Annotated in this window: 19 protein-coding genes and 1 other annotated feature; of the genes, 13 read left to right on the top strand and 6 right to left on the bottom strand. The window is 26.9% G+C overall.

Going from position 1 to position 23,337, the window contains the following annotated elements; genetic code table 11:
* Nucleotides 1-90: 90 nt before the first annotated feature.
* From ACWPW7_RS17615 to cysK, 3 genes are all read right to left on the bottom strand, one after another.
* A complete protein-coding gene (locus ACWPW7_RS17615; RefSeq protein WP_454054549.1) occupies nucleotides 91-1,509 on the bottom strand; it encodes a DEAD/DEAH box helicase in 1,419 nt (472 codons plus the stop codon).
* A 190-nt stretch (nucleotides 1,510-1,699) separates the two neighbouring features.
* The gene (gene epsC / locus ACWPW7_RS17610; protein WP_454054548.1) at nucleotides 1,700-2,245 is read right to left on the bottom strand and encodes a serine O-acetyltransferase EpsC; all 546 of its coding nucleotides are present in this window, start codon (nucleotides 2,243-2,245) and stop codon (nucleotides 1,700-1,702) included.
* Nucleotides 2,246-2,275: 30 nt separating this feature from the next.
* Nucleotides 2,276-3,187 (bottom strand): cysteine synthase A, encoded by a 912-nt coding sequence (cysK, locus tag ACWPW7_RS17605; RefSeq protein ID WP_454054547.1) that lies wholly within the window; start codon nucleotides 3,185-3,187, stop codon nucleotides 2,276-2,278.
* 359 nt (nucleotides 3,188-3,546) lie between these two features.
* Nucleotides 3,547-3,779, bottom strand: a binding site (T-box leader).
* Between the two features lie 1,373 nt (nucleotides 3,780-5,152).
* Here cysK and ACWPW7_RS17600 point away from each other — a divergent pair.
* Complete coding sequence (locus tag ACWPW7_RS17600) at nucleotides 5,153-7,945, top strand: hypothetical protein (protein ID WP_454054546.1); 2,793 nt, start codon at nucleotides 5,153-5,155, stop codon at nucleotides 7,943-7,945.
* Nucleotides 7,946-8,025: 80 nt separating this feature from the next.
* Here ACWPW7_RS17600 and ACWPW7_RS17595 read toward each other — a convergent pair whose 3' ends face one another.
* Nucleotides 8,026-8,601, bottom strand: coding sequence for a TetR/AcrR family transcriptional regulator (locus ACWPW7_RS17595; RefSeq protein WP_454054545.1), 576 nt, complete (start codon nucleotides 8,599-8,601; stop codon nucleotides 8,026-8,028).
* Between the two features lie 211 nt (nucleotides 8,602-8,812).
* Between ACWPW7_RS17595 and ACWPW7_RS17590 the strand changes: the two genes are divergently transcribed.
* Nucleotides 8,813-9,064 carry a DUF3892 domain-containing protein gene (locus ACWPW7_RS17590; protein ID WP_454055531.1) on the top strand — a complete coding sequence of 84 codons (252 nt, stop codon included), beginning with the start codon at nucleotides 8,813-8,815 and terminating at the stop codon, nucleotides 9,062-9,064.
* 274 nt (nucleotides 9,065-9,338) lie between these two features.
* Here ACWPW7_RS17590 and ACWPW7_RS17585 read toward each other — a convergent pair whose 3' ends face one another.
* Both ACWPW7_RS17585 and ACWPW7_RS17580 read right to left on the bottom strand, forming a co-directional pair.
* Complete coding sequence (locus ACWPW7_RS17585) at nucleotides 9,339-10,379, bottom strand: FAD:protein FMN transferase (protein ID WP_454054544.1); 1,041 nt, start codon at nucleotides 10,377-10,379, stop codon at nucleotides 9,339-9,341.
* Between the two features lie 93 nt (nucleotides 10,380-10,472).
* Nucleotides 10,473-10,934, bottom strand: a complete 462-nt coding sequence (locus ACWPW7_RS17580; protein WP_291559670.1) for an FMN-binding protein — start codon at nucleotides 10,932-10,934, stop codon at nucleotides 10,473-10,475.
* A gap of 607 nt (nucleotides 10,935-11,541) precedes the next feature.
* Here ACWPW7_RS17580 and ACWPW7_RS17575 point away from each other — a divergent pair.
* The 11 genes from ACWPW7_RS17575 to ACWPW7_RS17525 all read left to right on the top strand — a co-directional run bounded on the left by ACWPW7_RS17575 (nucleotide 11,542) and on the right by ACWPW7_RS17525 (nucleotide 23,335).
* A complete protein-coding gene (locus ACWPW7_RS17575) occupies nucleotides 11,542-11,937 on the top strand; it encodes a NusG domain II-containing protein (protein WP_291559672.1) in 396 nt (131 codons plus the stop codon).
* 11 nt (nucleotides 11,938-11,948) lie between these two features.
* Entirely contained in the window at nucleotides 11,949-12,488 is a 540-nt protein-coding gene (locus tag ACWPW7_RS17570) for a Gx transporter family protein (RefSeq protein WP_454054543.1), read from the top strand.
* A 239-nt stretch (nucleotides 12,489-12,727) separates the two neighbouring features.
* Complete coding sequence (locus tag ACWPW7_RS17565) at nucleotides 12,728-14,092, top strand: sigma-54 interaction domain-containing protein (protein ID WP_454054542.1); 1,365 nt, start codon at nucleotides 12,728-12,730, stop codon at nucleotides 14,090-14,092.
* Between the two features lie 389 nt (nucleotides 14,093-14,481).
* Nucleotides 14,482-15,663: an acetyl-CoA C-acetyltransferase gene (locus ACWPW7_RS17560; RefSeq protein WP_291559678.1), complete on the top strand. Its 1,182-nt coding sequence runs from the start codon at nucleotides 14,482-14,484 to the stop codon at nucleotides 15,661-15,663.
* 515 nt (nucleotides 15,664-16,178) lie between these two features.
* On the top strand, nucleotides 16,179-16,760 hold the full coding sequence (locus ACWPW7_RS17555) for an SOS response-associated peptidase (RefSeq protein ID WP_454054541.1): 582 nt from the start codon (nucleotides 16,179-16,181) through the stop codon (nucleotides 16,758-16,760).
* Between the two features lie 218 nt (nucleotides 16,761-16,978).
* The gene (locus ACWPW7_RS17550) at nucleotides 16,979-17,179 is read left to right on the top strand and encodes a hypothetical protein (protein ID WP_454054540.1); all 201 of its coding nucleotides are present in this window, start codon (nucleotides 16,979-16,981) and stop codon (nucleotides 17,177-17,179) included.
* Nucleotides 17,180-17,443: 264 nt separating this feature from the next.
* Nucleotides 17,444-18,505 carry an endonuclease/exonuclease/phosphatase family protein gene (locus ACWPW7_RS17545; protein WP_454054539.1) on the top strand — a complete coding sequence of 354 codons (1,062 nt, stop codon included), beginning with the start codon at nucleotides 17,444-17,446 and terminating at the stop codon, nucleotides 18,503-18,505.
* Between the two features lie 187 nt (nucleotides 18,506-18,692).
* The gene (locus tag ACWPW7_RS17540; RefSeq protein WP_454054538.1) at nucleotides 18,693-19,310 is read left to right on the top strand and encodes a class I SAM-dependent methyltransferase; all 618 of its coding nucleotides are present in this window, start codon (nucleotides 18,693-18,695) and stop codon (nucleotides 19,308-19,310) included.
* A 222-nt stretch (nucleotides 19,311-19,532) separates the two neighbouring features.
* Nucleotides 19,533-20,111 carry an NAD(P)H-dependent oxidoreductase gene (locus ACWPW7_RS17535; protein ID WP_039637136.1) on the top strand — a complete coding sequence of 193 codons (579 nt, stop codon included), beginning with the start codon at nucleotides 19,533-19,535 and terminating at the stop codon, nucleotides 20,109-20,111.
* 1,178 nt (nucleotides 20,112-21,289) lie between these two features.
* Complete coding sequence (rbsK, locus tag ACWPW7_RS17530; RefSeq protein ID WP_454054537.1) at nucleotides 21,290-22,213, top strand: ribokinase; 924 nt, start codon at nucleotides 21,290-21,292, stop codon at nucleotides 22,211-22,213.
* Nucleotides 22,214-22,264: 51 nt separating this feature from the next.
* Complete coding sequence (locus ACWPW7_RS17525; RefSeq protein ID WP_291566560.1) at nucleotides 22,265-23,335, top strand: BMP family lipoprotein; 1,071 nt, start codon at nucleotides 22,265-22,267, stop codon at nucleotides 23,333-23,335.
* Nucleotides 23,336-23,337 lie beyond the last annotated feature (2 nt).

Here is a 23,337-nt window from a genome sequence, read left to right as displayed (position 1 = left end):
ATATAATTCCTAATAATGCAAAAATTGTGATGAAAAAAGAAAATCGTGATAAAATCACGATTCTTAAATTATATTGAAATTCTTAATTAATCAAGCCTTTGCTTTTTTAATTTTAGTAGGTTTTCCTTTAATATTTATTTCACTTTGAGTTTTAAGTAAAGTTTTGCCATGACCGTTTAGTATATCTACGTGACTATAGGTATCGTAAATGTCTATAATTCCTATAGAGTCAGAAGGAATATTTCCACTATTAGTTAAAGCACCTACTATGTCCCCACGTCTTATCTTTTTCTTTTTACCACCATTAATATATATTTTAACCACATTATCATTACTAGATGGAGTTTTAATTTTTATTTTAAACTCTTTATTGATAGAAGATTTGACTTCTTCTTCAGAAGGTGGGGTTTTTACAGGAATTTTCATAGAGATAAATTCTTCAATAGCTTTTAAGAATTTATCTTCATAAGGTGTTACAAAAGTTAGAGAAGTACCACTTTCACCAGCACGACCAGTTCTTCCTATTCTATGCACATATGCTTCTACCTCTAATGGAAGGTCGTAATTTATAACATGGCTTACTGTAGAAATATCAATACCTCTTGCAGCTACATCAGTGGCAACCATAAATAAATATTTACCTTCTTTAAAACCTTTTATAGTGCTTAGTCTATCTTTCTGAAGCATGTTTCCATGAATTTCACAAAGGGGAAGGTTGTATTTTCTTAACTTTTGGTAGACCTCACTAACTTTATCTTTTGTTCTACAAAAAATAATAGCCTGAGTTATATCTTCTGTTTTAATTAAATCCATAAGTAGCTTTAATTTTTGATTATCTTCTACTATATAAAGACCTTGAGATATATTATCTAAGGTTAACTTTTCAGGAGAAATTTCAATTGTAGTATAAGAAGAATTCATATATTTTTTACTTAAAGCTTTAATTTCATCAGAAATGGTAGCAGAAAACATCATAGTTTGTCTTTTATGTGGAAGAGATTTTATAATACTTTCAACTTGAGAAATAAAACCCATATTAAGCATTTCGTCTGCTTCATCTATTATAAGATACTTTATATTTTCAACATTAAGAGTTTTTCTAGTAATATGGTCCAAAACTCTTCCAGGAGTACCTACTACTACATGAACTCTTTGGGATAATTCTTTTCTTTGAAGAGAAAAAGGCTCTTTACCATATAGAGCTATTGCTTTAATTTTTTTATAAAGTCCTAATTTAGAAATTTCATTTTTTACTTGTATAGATAATTCTCTAGTAGGAGTTAAAATTAAAGCTTGAACTGCATTTTTTTCTGTCTCTAGCTTCTCACAAAGTGGTATACCAAAAGAAGCAGTTTTACCACTGCCAGTTTGAGACTTTACAATTAAATCTTCTCCTTTAAGTGCTAAAGGAATAACTTTTTTTTGAACTTCAGATGGTGATTCATAACCTACTGAAATTATAGATTTTATCATATTATGGCTTATATTAAAATTTTTAAAATCGTTCATTACCTTACCTCGTATATATAATTCTTAAAGTACTATCATATCATAAGTTCTTCATTGCAGGTTGTCAATTCAATAGTTTTAATTAGAATACTAAAGTACCCCTTGGGAATAATGTAGATTCTTTAGTATTCCCAAGGGGCAGAGTTAAAATTCATAATAATAATTGTAATATCATACTAGTGTTAATTTTTTATATAACATACTCTATTAGCCTTAAATGGTCTATCTTTGGCTTTACTACTTTGGCTGGTATTCCAGTAGCGGTACAGTTTTCTGGAATGGATTTTAAGACTACTGCATTAGCACCAATTTTTGAGTTTTTTCCTAGAGTTATAGGACCAAGAATTTTTGCACCAGCACCAACTAATACATTATCTTCTAGAGTAGGATGCCTTTTACCTTGGTCATGTCCTGTACCACCTAAGGTAACACCATGATAAATAGTTACATCATTACCGATTTCAGCAGTTTCTCCAATTACGATACCCATACCATGATCTATAAAAAGTCTTCTTCCTATAGTAGCTCCTGGATGAATTTCAATACCTGTTAAAAATCTTCCAAGCTGAGAAATAAATCTAGCTAAGAAATAAAAACGTATTTTATATAATCTATTAGCCCATCTATAAAGCAATAATGAATAAAAAGATGGATATAAAAAGCCTTCCAATAGACTTTTAGCTGCGGGGTCTTTGCTTTTAATTGTCTTTAAATCTTCTACTATATATCTAAACATAAAATCACACCCAAATTATAAAAAGTAAAATTAATCATACAATCCCATTGAGAAATATTTTTCTCCACCATCTGGGGCAATAGTTAGAACTTTGTAATCTGGCCCTAATTTTTTAGCTATTTCTAAAGCAGCATATATATTAGCTCCAGAAGATATACCCACTAAGAAGCCTTCCTCACTAGCCATAAGCTTTGCAGTATTAAAAGCATCTTCATCTTTCACAGTCATTATTGAATCAATTATTTCACCATCATATATTTTAGGAACAAAACCTGCACCTATTCCTTGAATTTTATGAGGAGAAGGTGAACCGCCTGATAAAACAGGGGAGTTAAAAGGTTCAACGGCTATTATTTCTATATTAGAAATTTTTTCTTTAAGTTTTTTACCTACACCAGAAATAGTTCCTCCAGTACCTACACCAGCTACGAAAGCATTTAAATCAGATATGTCATCTAATATTTCCTCTGCAGTGCTTTCATAATGTTTTTCTGCATTAGCAATATTTTCAAATTGTTGAGGTACAAAGTAGTTATCGTTATTTTTTGCAAGGTCTAAGGCCATTTCTATTGCACCTTTCATACCTTTAGCACCTTCAGTTAATACTAATTCAGCACCATAAGCTTTTATAATATTTCTTCTTTCAACACTCATAGTATCAGGCATAACTATTATAACTTTATATCCTTTGGATTTGCCAATCATAGCTAATGCTATTCCAGTATTACCACTAGTAGGTTCTACAATGACATCACCACTCTTTAAAAGTCCCATTTTTTCAGCTTTTTCTATCATTCCCAGTGCGGCTCTATCCTTAACACTTCCACCAGGATTATATCTCTCAAGCTTTACATATACCTCTGCCATATCGTTATTTACTAGTTTATTAAGTTTTATTATTGGTGTTTGTCCTATCATATCTATTAAATTATTGAATATCATAATAAATCCTCCTTAATATATTTTAAATTTTCATATTAAATATTTATAGATGTACTACTTTCACATTTAATCTTTGCATTTATATAATTATGCTATTGAATTATTTGAACTCGCATTAGTATGAATTGATAATTGTCAACAGTCAATTCTTAATTAGTTAAAATGCCTTAGTTTTTTCAAATAATGAATTAAGATATTTTAAATTTTACTGTAGTATATCTATATATAATATAGTCTTCCAAACTTAAGCTATAATTTATTCAAGTTGGAAATGCTATTAAATGTAGAAATTAAGAGTGCATATTACTTCCATAAAATTGAAAATGTATCTTAAAAATAAAAAGAGCTTCGTCTCTAAATCTAGAGACGAAGCGTGCGCTCCGTGGTTCCACCCTAATTGGATATAGTTATCCCACTCATTCAGGTACAAATAATACCCTATCGCTATAACAGGCGAACCTGGAGAATCATACTAAAATTTCAGATTTCTACTCCAAAGGGCACTTCAAATAAATTATCAGTAAAAGCTTTCCACCACCGCTTTCTCTCTGTAACCTAAATTTATACTACTTTCCTTCTTCAACGCATTCTACTAGATTATTCACATTGGATATAAGCTGGCCAATGATTAAACTTGAGTGTTTTACTAGGAATTATAAATATAATTATACTCTTAGAAATGTATTTGTCAACTAAATTAATAAAAAAATTACTTTAGTTGTAATCACAACTTTAAGCTATGATTACATAATATAATTATATATGTAATTAATAGGAAACATAATAAAATTTAATATAAATGAGTATATAGATTCTATATTAAATATTTATATGCGATAGGGTGATAAATGTGAATATTAAAAAGTATAAATAATTATTATTTAAAAATTAGCTAATAATATAGTTAAGATAAATTATAAGTTAGACTTAAGTATTTTGAGAACCGTTCATATAGTAGTTATTTTACTTTACTTGTCTTATAGGAATATTTAGTTATGTTCATAAATATAATTAATTGAGTATACATATGTTTTAGGTGTCTTAAGTAATTAGGGGATAAAGAATTTTATAACTATATATCAATTCATTATGTGATAGTTTAATGGATTGAATATTATAGCAATGCTAGAAGCTAAAAAAGCTTCCTAAGCTCCCTGATCATTTTTTATGGTCAGGTTTAATATATTGGCCTATGGATTTCCATAGGTCTTTTAATGATGAAAATAAAGTCAACAAATACATTAAATGTGCATATAGTATAATATATCTAATATAGAAGCTAAAAATCCAGAAGAAAGAATTATAAAATTACTATACTTTAATAACAGTATTAAAAACTATATTGGTAAATAAAATATAGGAACATTAACTGTAAATATAATTAATATACTATGACATTGGATAGAATATTTAAGAGCTGATTTGAAATATATTAAAATAATGAAAAGCTTTGATATAAGAAATAAGGAACAAATAGTACTATAACTAAACAATATTATAAGAAAAAAGAATATAAAAACTTAAACTTTAATTATTATATAGAAATAAGCTTAAGTATAGAGAGAATCAAGTTAAATATTTCTTGATTCTCTTAAATAGATTTAAAAACTTAATATTATGAACTTTTAAATCTATAGGGAAATAAACTAATTGTATAATGGAATTGAAATTACAATAATTTAATTATTAAAAAAACAAAAAAACTGATTAAAGACAACTTTATTATGATTGATATATACTACTGGATTAATTAAGGTACCTTCAAAAAAGATAGCTAATCAGTATGTCAGTATATTTTATGCTAGCTTTGACCAGTTATTTTACAGACTTAATATAAAATAATGCACATTTTTTAAAGATAATTTGTATCTTTAAAAAATGTGCAATTTTATTTGTTTTTATGGATACAAAGCTGTGGTAAAATATTCTATAAGAGTTATTGCCAATATGTTAGGAGGAATGAATTTGTTATTAAAAAAGCAGTTTGATTTTTTAAATAAGTGTTATGAATCTATGGATAAATTCACCTTATATTTAAGTATTGCAGAAAATAATATAAGTTGTGAAGTTTGTTTAGCACTTAAAAAATATTATCTTTGGAGCTTGAAGAATACTTATAAGGTAAGCATAGATGAAAAATTAAATATAAAATTCTTTAATGAGATAATAAAAAACACAGAGTATAAAGTCATATCCAAATTAGAGTATAAGGAACTTAAACATTTAGTTGTTGCTTATTATTCTTTAGGAGAAATTTACATAGAGAAAAACAATAGAGAGTTTGCATTAAATAATTTTAATAAAGTCATTGAAATTTTAGAGGAGAGTACAAAACTTAACTTAAAGTTTTTTAATATGCTAGAGGATAAAGATGATATAACATTATTTGAACTTATGATGTGGTCTAGAAAGAGTTTAGCAGATATAAATAAAAATGTAGAAGAAGCTTTAGAAATTTATGAAAGCATAGCTAGTGATAGAGAACTTCTATTTTTAGAAAAAAATAGAGCACTTTATAACAGTTCGAAACAACTTAAGAATACTGATAAAGCCTATGAAGCAGCTAGAAATATAATAAAGGTTGTACCTGAATACAGTAATATAAACAAAGATGTAGTATTATTTCTAAAAGATAATAATGCTTTTTTAAAAACTCTGGAAATTTGCTATGATGAATATAGCAGAAGTGAAGAAGAGTTTTTTATAGATATTGCCTGTGAATGCTGTCAAAACAGTAAGGCTTTTAATATTCAATCTGTGGAAAAAGTTATCAAATTTTGCAATTTGCTTTTAACTACATTTAAGTTTGAGCAGTGGAGATTATTAATTATATCCTTGTATACAGCTGTTAAGGATTGGGATATAGCTTTAAATAAGCTTTTACTTTATCTTAGAGAAAGCTTTGATAAAATTAGTTATGAGAGCAATGATTATTCTTATTTTCCACAATGTATCGAAGTACTAAGAGAAATTTATATAGATTTAAATAATAAAAAGTATATAAACTCTCAAATAAGAAATTTTGAGCAAGATTTTATATTTTATCTTATAAACGCTTCCTTTAGAAACAATGATTTTTATAACAGTTTTGAAGGGGCAACTAAATTATTATCTATATTAGAATTAAATAATATAAATGATAAAAAAGAGATAGTTGATAATTTGTTAAGTGAAATTTTAAAAGAGATAAAGCCTATTAAAAAGCCTTTACAAAAATATCCGTGGATTGGCTTAGTAGATAAAGTAAATTTAGTAGGAGAGAAATGTAAGTTTAATCCCAATATAAGCTATGAAAATCAATATAAGAGTAGTGATAATACAGTAAAATTAGTGTTTTTAGGTAGTGAAGAAAATAGTAGAGAAAAGTTGTTGGAGCTTTTACTTGAAAATAAGAGTTTTAAAGAAAAGTTCGAAAGCGGTATTTTTACTATAATTGATGTTACTACTAAGGATGAAATGTTAGTGGCAGACTTAGTAATAATAGCTATAGATTGCATGGAAAATTTGGATGAAGAAAAAATAGAAGATTTAAAGAAATTAAGTGCAGATATTAATTTAGATAAACTTTTATTTGTAATAACCAATAATGAAGATTTAATTTATGATGATTTTAAAAATAGGAAAAATGCTCTAAAAGATATTTTGGAAGAAATAGATAAAAATATAAAAATAGTAGCTAGTGGAGAAGAACAGAAAGAGCTACTAGAGGAAATAGAAAAAACAACGCCTAACAATATGACGTTATATAGATTTAATGATTTTGCTAATTTATTAAAAAGTGAAATAAATAAAATCAATGAAAAAATAGATAAGGAACTTGACTACAAAAGAGTGGAAGTTAATAAGATGGAAGAGACTAGCTTTAAAACAAAAGAATTTGAGGATGAGCTTAAATTAAACATTAAAGAATTTAAAGGGAAAGTAGAAAGTGATCTTATATTTTTAAGAGAGTATTTAGAGTCAAAGTTAAATATGTATATACCATCTATAATTGAAGAAAATGTGAAGTTAATAGATGATATAGAAGATATAAAAAATATTAGAGAAGAAGCTGAATATAGAATGCTAGAAATCATTAATAATTGGTGCAGTGAAAATATATATAAGCTATTAAATGAGCAGTTTGAGGTATATCTAGCTAAATATGAAAAAGTTCATGAAGAACAGATAGAACTTAAAAACAATATTGAAGAAAATAGAAAAATAATATTAAGTGTTAGTGATGAATTTTCTAAGGATTCTACTAAAATATATTTCATAACCTTAGAAGAGATGAGAAGTAATTTCAAAGTTCATTATGAAGATTTTATTAATAATTTAAAATTTGATGTAAAAATACTTCCAAAAGAGGGAATTATAAAGAGCTTAAAGGAAGGGGTAAGAACTGTTTTTATAAAACCAGAGGAAAAGATTAGTAATAAAAAGAATTATATTAAGGAACTTTTACTTGAACAAAAACCTATTGTAGCATCTTTGATTTGTGATAAGATTTTTGAAAACATAGAGGAATTAAATTTAAAGCTTAATATAGAAATTGAAAAAGCTTTTGATAATTTAATATTATCTGTTGAAAGTGATAATATTATATCTAATAAAATATGGGAATTTAAAAAACTAGAGCATTCGGAATTATGTGCTAGAAATGAAGAAATAAAATCTAATATATTATTTATAAATATAGAGTTAGAAAAGTATAAACGTCAATTATTTAATAATATGATTTATAGTGAAGGAGCGGTTTATTTAATTAATAATTAACCCTAGGAATATTAGAAAACTTAAATATTGCATATAATTAATAACAAAAAGTCGTGAATTATCACGACTTTTTTAATATCTTAACTAACCTCTTTTTTATAACCTAAATTTAAAATCAATTGATTTAAAAATTCTATATTTTTTTCTTTTTCCTCAGGATGAGCTTCAATCATAGTATAAATAGTAGCTAATAAAGATTCTACTAGCCTAATATTACAATTATATTCTATAGAAGAAGTACAATCTTTAGAAAAATCATTAAAAATTTTATCTATTAAACTTATAATATTCTTCTCAATTTCAACATTTGACTCAGTTTGACTTTTATTAGTAAGATCGGCTTTAATAAGCTCTTTGTTTAATAAACATCTTTCTTCTATGTCTTCATAAAGTATTTTGATACAAGAGGCTGCTTTATATTTATCCTCTGATTCTGTTAAAGTTTGAAGTTTGAGAAAAGTTTTTTCTAAGTTATCTTCTAATATTCTTATAAAAAGCTTACTTTTGTTTGAAAAATAATTATAAATTGTTCCTGTAGATATATTACACTTTTTAGAAATAAGTTTCATATCTACCTTTTCATATCCTCTTTGAATAAATAATTCTTTTGCACAATTAATTATCGAACCCTCAATATCACTAACAGCGTTAGTCACTTTACCACCTCGTAATAATATAATCCTTTTTTATATATAATAATGATTATAATGTCGGTCATCATGTTTTGTCAATAATATAAGACAAGCCTTATTTAAATAGAATAATTTTTAGCTATATAAAACATAATATTCATAAGAAGTGATAAATATGAAGAGATTTTTCCCGGAAGATAATATGCCACAGAGCATCAGTAATATGAGTAATATGATGAAAGCTTCAGATATACCTAAAGAAAATAATATAACAATATCTAAGGTTAAAAAAAACTCTGAGGGAGATATTACTGATGTAATGCTTTCTAATGAAAAAATATATCCCATAGCAGAGGCTGTTGAGATGGCAAAAGAGGGATTAATAAATGGGGTAAATGTAAGTAGAGCTAAAAATGGAAGAGAATATTTAAAAAGTAATCCTAACGGAACAGAAGAAGATAATTTAAGCAATAAACCTACATTTTAAAAAATTACATTTATTATTAAATTATAGAAATAAAATAATTAAGGAGGAAATTAATTGATCTTAAATTAATTTCCTCCTTAAATTTCCATTATTTCAATTTATAACTTCTCCCATAAAGGAGATGTATCCACAATTCTTCATTATTCATTATTCATTAATAAGAATGTCTATTGTCCATCGTCAATTCTCAATTATATAAGCTAGAAATTTAAATAATTTAATAATCCAATCATATAAATATATAGATTGAATTTGAATGTAGCACATCTACATATTATTCTACTAGCTTATAATTATTATTAGTTAGTTTAAAATCATTTTTCAGCCCATTAGTTAAATATATTTCATTATCTTTTGTGATAAATATAGCCTCAATATCTTCTAATGAATTTATAAACTCTAATCCTTTTTCTCTTCCTAAAGCAAAGGTATATGTAGATAATCCATCTCCATCCATAGATTTATCGCTTATGATAGTTGCACTTAAAAGATCACTTTCATAAGGATATCCAGTTTTAGGATCTAATATATGATGATAAACCTTTCCATCTACTTCTAAAAATCTTTCATATGTACCAGAGGTTACTATAGATTTATCATTGACTAATATGTTACCAACAGTATCAGTAGAGCCTCCATTAGGATCTTGAATGCCTATTTTCCATTGCTTACCATTAGGTTTATTTCCTAAGATATATAGATTTCCTCCTAAATTAATCATTGCACTTTTAACACCATTATCAACTAAAAGATTTTTCATTTCATCAGCAGCATATCCTTTAGCAATTCCACCTAGGTCAATAATCATATTTGGATTCTTTAAGAAAATGCTATTTTTTTCACTGTCTAAAATAACATCATTATAATTTATAAGAGATTTTTTTTCTATAATTTCTTTTTCACTAGGGACTCTAGCATTTTCACTGCCAATTCCCCAAAGCTTAACTATAGGACCTATTGTTATGTCGAAGTTACCATTAGAAATCTTACTGTAATAAAGTCCACTTTCTACTATGGTGAAGGTATCTTCTCCTACAACTACAGCTTCTTTACCGGACATTTCATTAACCTTATCAAGTTCTGTACCCTCTTTATTTATACTTACTTTATTTTCTAAATCCTTTAATCTATCAAAGGCTTTATCAAGTATGGAAGTATCCTTTGAGTCAAAAATCTGAATAGTACATACTGTTCCCATAACTACTTCCGTATGAGATATAGGTTCTTTAGTGCTAGAATTAGAGGATGAACATCCAGATAAAATAGTAATAGATAAGATTAGTAATGATAAGACATATAATTTAAATTTTTTCATATATATCCTCCAAAGTTTAATTTTTACTATTTATTTTTTAAAATCAAAGACTTTAGGAATAATTCCTAAAGTCTCTTATTTGCGTTTTATAACTTATTTTTTAGCAGCTTTAACTACAACTGTGTCAGTTTTGCCTTTTTCAGCAGCTTTTAAAGCTTCTTTTGATAAATTCTTGAAATCCTCAGTTGAATGAGTTGCTCCAGTTATGTTATCAACATCAGCTGGGTTTCCTTTTTCGACTAAAGCTTTGTTAAAGTCAGCAGAGAATTTTGATGGCCAAGTCTCGCTAGCACCTTTCATATTTTTCTCATAATCAGCGTCTTGAGACTTAAGTTTTCCTTCTTCATTTACATAGTCTGCATTAGACTCAGAAATCTTTCCATCAGCTACTTTTAATTCAACAAAAGCTTTCCAGCCATGTTCGTCCATTTCGGAATATTCAGCTTTGTATTGTCCATCTTTTAATTCTTTTGATGCTGAAGAAGATCCACATCCTACTAATACTGTTGCAGCTAATAATGTTGCAGAAACAACACTTACTAATTTTTTATTCATTTCAAAATCCCTCCTGTGAAATTCACATTCATTTTAGAAATATTATATTAATTACTATGTGGATATATGTAATTTTCACATAGTAAGTATGGAAACTAAGTTAATAATTAGAAAAATAGCTTATATTAGGTAATTTTATTAAAACATTTACAAAAAGTAAAGCAAATTATGATTTTTAATGATAATTTATAGAATTATTAGAAATTCTTCACTAAAATGTATATTAAAACTAAGTATCTATTTATATTACAACAGATTTTACGGAAAATTTCAATAATTTTATGATTATTTTTACAATTAATTTGTGACAATATTTTATTTTTTATATTTTTAATATAACTTAAGTTAGATAATAAAATTTAATTAAGTTAAATTTTATCAATAATTACATTAAAAAATTTTAGAGAAGATAGCAGTTTTATGCTATGATATTATTATACTTATCGTAGCATGAATCTTAACAATATTTATAAATATTGTTAAGATGTTAAAATTATAACATAATATGAACTATTATAAAATAAAAATATTTAAAGAGTTAATAGAAATATGTCTAATTATTATATATTATAATAAATAAAACTAGAAAGAGATGGATGAGAAGCATATGAAAATAATTAAGAAATTAGATATAATAGTTATTTCTCTATTATTTATAGCATCCTTTATTCCACATTGTATCTTTTGGATGACCTCAGAAGACAACAATTATGTATATGCGAAAATTACTGTAGAAGGAAAAGAATATAAGAATATTAGATTGGACAACCATAAAGGGGAAGAAGTGTTTAATATTAAAACTAGTAAAGGATATAATATGATAAAGGTTGTGGATAATAAGATAGCTATAGTTGAAGCTGATTGCCCAGATAAGATTTGTTTAAAGCCTGGATATATTAGTAAGGTAGGAGAAACTGCAGTTTGTTTACCCCATAAAGTTGTGGTAGAAATTAAAGGAAGGGCAAATATTGATGATGAAGAAACAGACTTTATATCTGGTTAGAGGTGAAGAAAATGAAGAAAACTACTAAATTAGTATATATATCTTTGCTTATTGCTCAGGCTTTAGCATTACATATTATTGAAGGAATGTTACCTATACCTTTTATTACTCCTGGTGCAAGATTGGGGCTTTCAAACATTATTACTGTAATAGCACTATATACCTTAAGTTATAAAGAAGCTTTTACAGTATTAGTAGTTAGAATCTTGCTTTCAGTAATGTTTGGAGGAAGCATATCAAGATTGCTATATAGTTTAGGTGGCGCATTCTTTAGCTTTGCATCAATGGTAATTGCAATTAAAGTATTTAAAAATAAACTTAGTATTATTGGAGTTAGCGCCACTGGAGCAATTTTTCATAATGTGGGACAACTACTTGTGGCATCATATATAGTAGAAACTTTAGGGGTTATGTTGTACTTACCTATAATGACAATTGCAGGTATAGGTACGGGGATTTTTGTAGGACTAACCTGTAACTTTGCATTAAATCATTTATATAAGGTTAATAATAAAAATAATTTAGGATTTATAACAAAAGATAGATTATAGTAAAATTTAAAATAATGGAGAATTAACAGTGGATAATCGACAATTGTGGATGAAATTAGTTTTAGCCGAACTAATTTCTTTAATTGTTTTTTTATTAGCAATGCAATTGCTAATTTTTATCATAAAAAGTTACTGTGTAACTTCAAAATAAATTAATTAAAAACTTCTCCCTTAAAGGAGAAGTATCTACAATTGTCAATTGTCCATTGTCAATTTTCAATTGCATAAGGGGTGATAACATGAAGATAGATGAAAAAATACTTAATAGTATATTTAATAGTTTAGAAGAATGTATTGTTGTTGTAGATTTAAATGGCAAAATTATAATGATGAGCAATGTATATAAAAAATTTTTAGAGTGTGATAACCCTGAAGGAAAACATGTTACAGATGTAATACCTAATACTAAACTACATATAGTAGCTGAAACAGGTGAAAAAGAAGTTGGAGAAATTCAAGAAGTTAATGGACATAAAATGATTTCCATGAGAGCACCACTTATTAATGAAGGAAAAGTTATTGGCGCTATAGGAAAAGTTATGTTTAAAGATTTAAGTAATTTTAAGATATTAAGCAGTAAAATTTCTAATTTAGAAAAAGAATTAGAATACTATAAGAATGAATTTAATGAAGAAAAAAAAGCTAAACATACCTTTAATAATTTAATAGGAAAAAGTGTTAAGTTTACTAATGCTATTAATTTAGCTAAAAAAGTAGCTAAGGGAGACTCTAGTGTACTTATTACAGGAGAAAGTGGTACAGGAAAAGAATTAGTAGCTCAAGCCATACATAATGGAAGTAAGAGATGCTTCAAGCCCTTTATAAAAATTAATTGTGCAGCAATTCCAACAGAGCTTTTTGAATCTGAGATGTTTGGATATGAAGAAGGAGCTTTTACTGGAGCAAGAAAAAGTGGGAAAAAAGGTCTATTTGAATATGCAAATGGAGGTACTATTTTACTTGATGAAATAGGAGATATGCCTTTGAATATGCAAGTAAAGCTTCTAAGAGTGCTCCAAGAGAGAGAATTAGTTAGAGTAGGTGGGAATGAAGTAAAAAAAATAGATGTCAGAGTTATAGCTTCTACTAATAAGTCACTTTTAGAGTTAATAGAACAAGGCAAGTTTAGAGAAGATTTATATTATAGATTAAATGTTATGCATATAAATCTTCCACCACTAAGAGAAAGGCCTGAGGATATTGAGCCGTTGTGTGAAAGACTTAGTATAGATCTTTGTAATAGATATGGAATTTATTCAGAAGGTGTGTCAAAGGAAGCGTTAGAATACTTAAAAGCTTATAATTGGCCTGGTAATGTAAGGCAGCTTGAAAATGTTTTAGAAAGAGCTATAAATTTATTAGACACAGAACTTTTTATACTTCCAAAACATCTTCCAGAGAAAATACTAAAATGCAAAAGTAAAAATTATGCATTGAATGAAGGGGGGGCATTAAAGGATATAGTAGAAGAAGTTGAAAAGGATATTATTATAGAAACTTTAGATAAAACTGATGGAAATAAAAATAAGGCTGCTGAGATGTTAGGATTAAGTAGAACAGGATTATATAAAAAACTTAAAAGATATAATTTAGAAAGTTTATAAGTGTTAACAAAAGTATACATGTAAACTAAGTTTACATGTATACTTTTGTTTTTACAAATTTCCTTTAATTTTGATATTTAAACTTTAAAAGGAAAAACAATGGGTAAAATATGAAATAAAAAACCACCAAACCGTTGAAAGTACTTATAGTGATAATGTTAACAAAGATGTCAGTATATTAACAAAATTGTTAATTTAAACACAAAACATTTGAGTGTAAACTTAGTTTACACTTGCTTTTTTTTGAGATTTGGAGCAATATAGGTATTGTGCCTGTTTAAAGAGAATATAAAAGTTGGCACAGTTTTTGCTTGTATATATTTATGCGAAAATGATTAATTAATTAAAATTTATCATAAATATGTGAAGTTTATTGGAGGATGAATAGTATGAGAGAAGTAGTAATAGTAAGTGCTGTAAGAACACCAGTAGGAGCATTTGGAGGAAGTTTATCTAAATTTTCAGCAGTAGAATTAGGAACAATTGCTGCAAAAGAAGCTATCAAAAGAGCAGGTATAAAACCAGAAATAATAGAAGAAGCTATTATAGGTAATGTTTTAACTGCAGGACTTGGACAAAATCCAGCTCGTCAAGTGGCATTAAAAGCAGGATTATGTGAAGAGTCAAGTGCAATAACTATCAATAAAGTTTGTGGTTCAGGACTTAGAGCAGTAAGCATGGCAGCTCAAATGATAAAAGCTGGAGATGCAGATGTAATTCTTGCTGGAGGAACAGAAAGTATGAGTAATGCACCATATGTTCTTCCAAACAACAGATGGGGTCAAAGAATGGGAAATGGAAACGTTGTAGATACTATGATCAACGATGGTTTATGGGATGCTTTCAATGATTACCATATGGGAATTACAGCAGAAAATATAGCAGAGAGATGGAACTTAACAAGAGAAATGCAAGATGAGTTTGCATTAAACAGTCAATTAAAAGCAGAAGAAGCAATAAAAATGGGAAGATTTAAAGATGAAATAGTTCCAATAGAGATTCCTCAAAGAAAAGGAGAACCTATTATATTTGATACAGATGAATTCCCAAAAGCTAATATGACAATAGAGAAATTAGCTAAATTAAAACCTGCATTCAAAAAAGATGGAACAGTAACAGCAGGAAATGCTTCAGGAATAAATGATGGTGCAGCTATGATTATAGTTATGTCTAAAGAAAAAGCCGATGAATTAGGAATAAAACCATTAGCTACAATAAAATCATATGCTTCTTCAGGATTAGATCCACAAATAATGGGATATGGACCAGTTCCAGCTACAAGAAAAGCATTATCAAAAGCTAATTTATCAGTGGAAGACATAGATTTAGTAGAAGCAAATGAAGCTTTCGCAGCTCAATCTTTAGCAGTAGTTAAAGACTTAAACCTAGATACAAGTAAAGTAAATGTAAATGGTGGAGCGATAGCAATTGGACATCCAGTAGGAGCTTCAGGTGCTAGAATACTAACAACATTAATACATGAAATGATAAAAAGAGATGCAAAAACTGGTTTAGCTACATTATGTATAGGTGGCGGACAAGGTACTGCATTAGTAATTGAAAGACAATAAAAAATAGATAACCCTATCACACTATAAATTATGAAAATGTTACGTTTAAATGAAAGAGTCAGTATATAACTGGCTCTTTTTTCTATACATATATTTGCTATTAATAAATGACTTAAATTTATAATTTTAAGGAATACTTATAGATGTAGCACTTTTAGGTTCAATCTATGCATTTATATAATTGTGTTATCAAATCATTTCAATTCATTATTAGTATAAAATTGATAATTGACGATGGAAAATGGACAATTATAGTGAATTCTCGGCAGAGTATGAGAATTTTTCAATTGATTTATTTCTTATAAGTTATTGTTTTGTTTTCATATAATAGTAAAAATAAAAGATTTTCATTAGAAAATAGTTAATTGAGTAGAGTGTCTTACGTTTTTCATATAGAAGATATAATTAAGATAAGTTTTATTGTATATATATTTATGCTGTATAGTTATAATAATATTGATTTTAAAATAATATATGTAGATATTTTATAAAATTTAATCGGAGGAGGTGACATTATGTGTGGTAGATTTTTTTTGGATGTTAATAATAGAGAGATTTTAGATTATTACAACATAAAAGATGAAAGAGAAGGGGGAGGAGAAAAATTTCCTTCTCATAAAGCTATAGTGGTTAAAGAAGATGAAACCACCTATATGAAATGGGGATTTCCTCTAAATAATAAATTAGTTATAAATGCTAGAGGAGAAACAGTATTTGAAAAAAGGTTCTTTAAAAAGGCAATAAAATCTCAGCGATGTTTAATACCAGCTTGTCATTTTTATGAGTGGAAAGATAAGATGAAATATAAGATAAAGATAAACGATGAAAAGTTTTTTTCAATGGCTGGTATTTATAATAAAGTTATAGATAAGAATGGGGAAGAACATTATGCTTTTGTAATTTTAACAGCAGGGGCTAATAGAGAGATGAGTGAATTACATCATAGAATGCCGGTTATTTTGGATAAAAAAGAAGAAAAGATATATTTAGATAGTCATACACCTGAGGAGATAATAGAAAGTATGTTAAATTCATTAGAAGATGATAAATTATTAATAATAGAAGATAAAGGAATAGAACAGCTGAGTTTATTTTAATAAAAAATTAAAACGTCATATTATATAATTTTAACTATAGATTAAATACCTATAGTCTTAAGATTACAAAAATGTAAGATGTAAATATAGGTTTGTAAGGCAAATAAATTTTTAAAATTCTTAGTTACTATTATAATTAATACTGTAATATGAAAACATCAAGTACCTTTAAGATGTTGAATTTTAATGAAAGCTTTGAAAGTTAGGAGGATAATGAGATGGAAAAGATTAGTTTGATATTGAATAGAATATCTGCTGGAACTACAATTGTTTTTGGAGGACTTTACATCATAGAAAGTTTAAGTCATAGCACTTCTGGTATGATGTACCCTGCGGTTTTTCCGTTAGCTATGGGTTCTATTATTCTTTTTACATCGACTTTATTATTTAATATTAATCAATTTAAAAAACAAAATTGAATAGTGTTATTTCAAAGCTAATAAATCATATTGACCTCTTAAATAAATTCATAATAAAGTTATCTATGAAAAACCACGGCGCCCCCTTGCTGTGGTTTTTTATATTGAAATTAAAGTTGAATTTTTATATTTACTCTTTATTTTAAATGATTTTAATATAGAAATAATGACCTTATTATTGTTTCAAAAGCCATTATTTATATGGTAATATTAAAGCAATAAGATCATTATAATTTTATAAATATTTATATTTAGGAGGAGTAGATGGAAAATAAATTTTTAAAATGGCTTTTATTTGGAGCAATTGTAGTAGGAATTTTAGTAATAGGATATTTTGTATTTATGACAATTACAGATTATAAACCAGAGAAGATTTTAGAAATTAAAATAGAAAATAATAAAGAAGAACAAGCTAAATTAAATTCTCAAATGACTGTTATGACTTATAATATAGGATATTGTGGAATGGATAAAGATGTAGACTTTTTTATGGATGGAGGAAAGGAGTCCCGTTCACTTAGTAAGGAAAAGACTATAGAAAATTTGAAAGAAAGTTTTAAAATAATAGAAAAAGAAGATCCAACTTTTATTTTTTTACAGGAAGTGGACAAGAAAGCTACAAGAAGTTATAAGATAGACCAATATAATTATTTTGCAAATAATTTAAATGGATATTCATCTAGTTTTGCAATTAATTATAAAGTGCCATGGGTGCCTGTGCCTATTAAAAAGCCTCATGGAAATGTATTAGCAGGATTGGCGAATTTTTCAAAACTAGCTGTGGATAAAAGTACAAGGTATGATCTGCCAGGAAAAGAGTCATGGCCGAGACAGTTAGCAGATCTTGATCGCTGTATTTTAATTAATAGAATACCGGTTGAGAATAGAAAAGAATTAATTTTAATAAATCTTCATTTATCAGCCTATGATAAGGGTGGTAAAATAAGAAAACAACAACTTGATTTTCTATCCTCATTTTTACAAGAGGAATATAAAAAAGGTAACTATATAATTGCAGGTGGGGATTTTAATCATCAAATTCCAGGGAGCGAAGTTTCTATTTTTAAGACTACAGAAGAATGGCCGGAATGGCTTCAATCTATCCCAAAGGATTTTCAACCAGAAGGATTTAGATGGAGTTTTGATGAAGAAAATCCAACAGCTAGAGCGGTGGCAAAGCCTTATAAAAAAGGAGAAACTTTTACAACTATAATAGATGGATTTTTGATTTCTGATAATGTTGAAGATATATCCACTAAAGCAAAAAACTTAGATTTTACTTATTCGGATCATAATCCAGTAATATTAAACTTTAAATTAAAATAAGTTAATATTTTTAAGGACTACTATTAAATTAAATATTTTTAGTAGTCTTTTTTAAAAAAGAAAAATTATAAAACCATAGAATTAAAATTTTTAATTAAATTTTTAGGAGGAAATTCCAGTATTGAGATCGAACACTTAAAAATTCATAAGTTATTTCTATAATAATATATAAAGTGAGGATGAAAATATGAATAATCTTATATCAGCTTTTCCTTTGTATAATTTCTTAAAATACTGTAATGCTAGCTCTCTTGAAAAAGTCAATTTTTTTGTTGATTGTGGTGTTGGTGAAATTACCCCGCCTCTTTCTTTATTTTATGAGTTTGGATATAAAACTTACGGTATTGAAATATGTGAAGAACAATTAGAAAAAGCTAATTTATTTTGTGGTAAAAATAATATAAATTTAAACATTACCAAGGGAGATATGAAAGAAATTCCCTTTGGTGATGAAATTTTTAGCTTCTTATTTTCTTATAATACCTCTGTTCATATGAAGAAAAAAGATTTTTTATTTGCTTTAAAAGAGTTTTATAGAGTATTAAAACCTGAAGGATTGTGTTATATAAATTTTTTAAGTGAAGAATGTGATTCCTATGGAAAAGGTAATCAAATTAGCGAAGGGGAGTTCATACAAATTGAAGATAATGAAGAAGTATTTTACTGCCATTATAAAGAGGATGAGATTGAGCGATACTTTAATGGATTTGAAATTCTCTATAAAGAAAAACGAGCAGTTCAAAGAAGAATTGATGATGAAAGGTATACATCATCATATTTTGATTATATATTAATGAAAAAATAATCGTTAATTATTTTTTTATAAGGTTAAAAAATAAAAGCTTATTTTAAATATACTATGTATAACTTTAAAAGTTTAGATGATTACTATTATTTAATATAGACTAAAATTAAGTACAAAATAGATAGATTATTATGAGTTAAAATTTATTGGTGTTTCTATGGAATAATATTTACAAACTAGCAAAAACTAAATTATATTTGTTTTGAGAAAGGGGATATACATATGAAACATTTAATAATTTATGCTCATCCTAATCCTAATAGCTTTTGTCATGCTATATTACAAAGTGTAGAAAATGTTAGTAAAAATAAGGGACATGAAGTGAAGATTAAGGATTTATATGCTATTAACTTTAATCCAACGCTACAACCATCAGATTTTGAAGCTTTTGGAAGAGGAGAAATTCCAAGTGACATTAAATGTGAACAGGAAGAAGTAAAATGGGCAGATCTTATTACCTTTATTTATCCTATATGGTGGGCATCAATGCCGGCTATACTTAAAGGATATATAGATAGAGTATTTGCTAATGGATTTGCATATAAATATGAAAATAATGCACCAGTAGGGTTGCTAGAAGGAAAAAAAGCACTAGTATTTAATACTACTGGATCTCCTAGTGATGCTTATGCAGAAGATGGTATGCATGATGCTATGAAGCAGATGGTAAACGATGGTATATTTAAATTTTGTGGAATTGAACCACTTCATCATACTTTCTTTGGTGCAGTTCCTTTTGTCGATGATGAATCGCGTAAAGAGTATTTAACAAAAACTGAAACTTTAATACAAAATTTATAATAAAATTTTAGCCATTACTTATATAGTGATGGCTAAAGTTTTATTTAAATAAAGTAATTATTTATTAGCTATTAACTAAAGTTGTGAATTTAAATATTTAAAGAAACAGTTATATTATAAATGCATAGTAAATTACAAAAATGTAAGTTTAATTCCTGGTTTTGTAAGGTATATGAATGGTTTGACTATTTGATTTCACTTATAATAAAAATATAAGTTGAAACATGCTAGATAGTTAAATTCGATATATAAAATCACATATCCAACCTTGGAAACTAAGTACTATGTAAGAGAAAAGTAACCTATAGAAAAATTCTATAGGTTACTTTTCTTTTTAATAAGGAATTTATAAAATAATCTTATGTTATAGGCTGGTGATTATTTTAAAATATTTTAGCAATATAACATAAAATTCTATAGATTATAAATAGACTTAAATTATTTTGATATATTTATTAAATTTAGTAAGAGAGTTATACAGGGGATATAACTCTCTTACTAGTTTTTAAATATAAAAGTTCAAAGAGTACTAAGAACTTTTATAAAAAATTATATTTTACACTATAAAAATAATTTATTACACAAATTTTTAATTTACTTTAATTATAGTAGAAATATTTAAAATTATTATAAAAACTACAATCATTAATTATGTAAAGAATATTTTAATGACAAATAATATATTTAAATGGATATAGCAATAAAAGGTCTAGGAATATTTAACATTACTTTAAATGTAAAAAAATAAAATGATCATAATGAATAACATATTTATAAAAAAATTAAAAGGTAAAATAGTTTAAATAATTTAATTATTTAGATTATTTTTAAATATGTGATATATAGTACAGCATATATAAAAATAAAAAATAATTTTTAATAATAGTGCTATACAATTAGAGGTTAAATGTAAAAATATATAAGCACATATATAAAAAAGTGTATATTTTTTAATAAAAATATAGTTAAATTATAAAAAACACTTAAAAGAAATAAAATTGTAAAAAAATAATGAAATATGATGTCAAATATATTGTTTTTTTTATAAGGCTATAATAGAATGATTTTAAAGAAGTAAAACGTTTTAGTTAAACCTTTAACTAAAATGAGTTTATGCTAAGTAATTACATAAATTAAGGTTACATTTTTATCTCATTATGTAAAGGGAGTGTCTATAAATGAAAGATATACTGGTTATTGGCAGCATTAATATGGATTTTGTAGTGGATGTAGACCACATACCTAAATTAGGAGAAACCATATTATCAAAGTCTATTTTAAAGTTTCATGGTGGAAAAGGTGCTAATCAAGCAGTAGCCATTGGAAGACTAGGTGGAAGTGTTAAAATGCTTGGTAAAGTTGGACAAGATGGTAACGGCAATGAGTTAGCAGATGCTTTAGAAGAAAGCAATGTTGATATTAAATACGTATTGTTTGATGAAACTTATCCATCAGGGACTGCGTTTATATATGTAGATAAAAATGGAGATAACTGCATTGTGGTAAATCCAGCATCAAATAGCAATTTAAAAGTAGAAGATATTGAAAAATATAGTGAAGCTTTTGAAAATGTTTCTTATTGTGTAATGCAGCTAGAGATACCTTTAGATACGGTTAAAACTGCAGTAGACTTTTGTCATAAAAAAGGTATAAAAATAATATTAAATCCTGCTCCAGCACAACAAATACCAGAGGAAATATTGTGCAAAGTAGATTATTTAATACCAAATGAAACAGAACTAGAATTGATGACTGGTGAAAATATAAATACTGAAGAAGATGTAAAGAATGCTATAAATAAACTTTTAAACATGGGAGTTAAAAATGTTATAACTACTCTTGGTGAAAAAGGTGCAATTTATGCAAGTAGTAAAGAGCTTAAAATTTTTAATTCCATAAAGGTAAACGCAGTAGATACTACTGCAGCAGGTGATTCTTTTATAGGAGGATTTGTTTCACATTTAAATAGAGAAAATGACGTTATGAAAGCCATTGAGTACTCTTTATATGTAGGAGCATTAACTGTTAGTAAAAAGGGAGCTCAAAGTTCATTACCTTATAAAGAAGAAGTAGAAGAATTTATTAACAGTAGAAAAAAATAAAAAGTGAACTATTTAAAAACATATAAAAAAATATTAAAGGGGGATTTAACCATGAAATGTAAAAAACATATTGCATTGTTGCTAACTCTTATTATTGCTTTTTCAACAGTACTTGTTGGTTGCGGTAGTAGTAATGGCAGTAAAGATGATAGTTCTAAAGACGGTAAAAAAACCAAAGTTGCATTATTATTAGCAGGTTATTTAGGAGATAAATCATTTAATGACTCTGCTAATGAGGGAGTAAAAAAGGCTCAAGGAGAATTTGACCTTGAAGTTAAAATTATGGAAACTGATAAACCAGCAGATTGGGAATCAAACACAATGGCTATGGCTTCATCAGGTGAATATGATTTAATTTTAGCAGTATCAGCTCAATATGAGGATATAATGAAGACAATAGCTCCTCAATTCCCAGATCAAAAATTTGCAATTATTGATGGTGTTGTTGATGAACCTAACGTAGCTTCGGCAATATTTGCTCAAAATGAAGGATCATTCTTAGCTGGAGCAGCAGCAGCATTATTTACTCAAAAAACAAACATTAAGAATGTAAACGAAGACAAAGTTATAGGATGGGTTGGGGGAGTAGATATCCCTGTATTACAAGACTTCTTAACAGGTTATAAGCAAGGAGCAGCATATATTGATCCATCAACAAAAGTTTTAGAAGCTTTTGCAGGTTCATTTAGTGACCCATTAAAAGGAAAAGAATTAACATTAGCTCAATATAGCCAAGGTGCTGACATAGTAATGAACGTTGCTTCAGGTACAGGAAATGGTATATTAGAAGCAGCTAAAGAATCAGGTAAATATGCAATAGGTGTTGACCAAGATCAAGATGGAATATATCCAGGAAACATATTAACTTCAATGCTTAAGCGTATTGATGTTACTTCATATACAGTAATTAAGTCTATAGCTGATGGAAGCTTTAAAGCTGGAGAAACACTTTACATGGATGTAACTAATGGCGGTGTTGGATTAACAGATATGACAGTTATGAAAGAAGCTTTAGGAAAAGACTTCCCAGAGGATATATTAACTAAAGTTAAAGAAATAGAAGAAAAAATTAAAAGTGGTGAGATAAAAGTTAAGTCGCATCCAGGATTTGGAAAGAAGTAACA

This window comes from Clostridium sp. Marseille-Q7071 (assembly GCF_965112025.1).
Note: the sequence above shows the minus strand (reverse complement) of the source record. Positions and strands in the feature narration are given on the sequence as shown.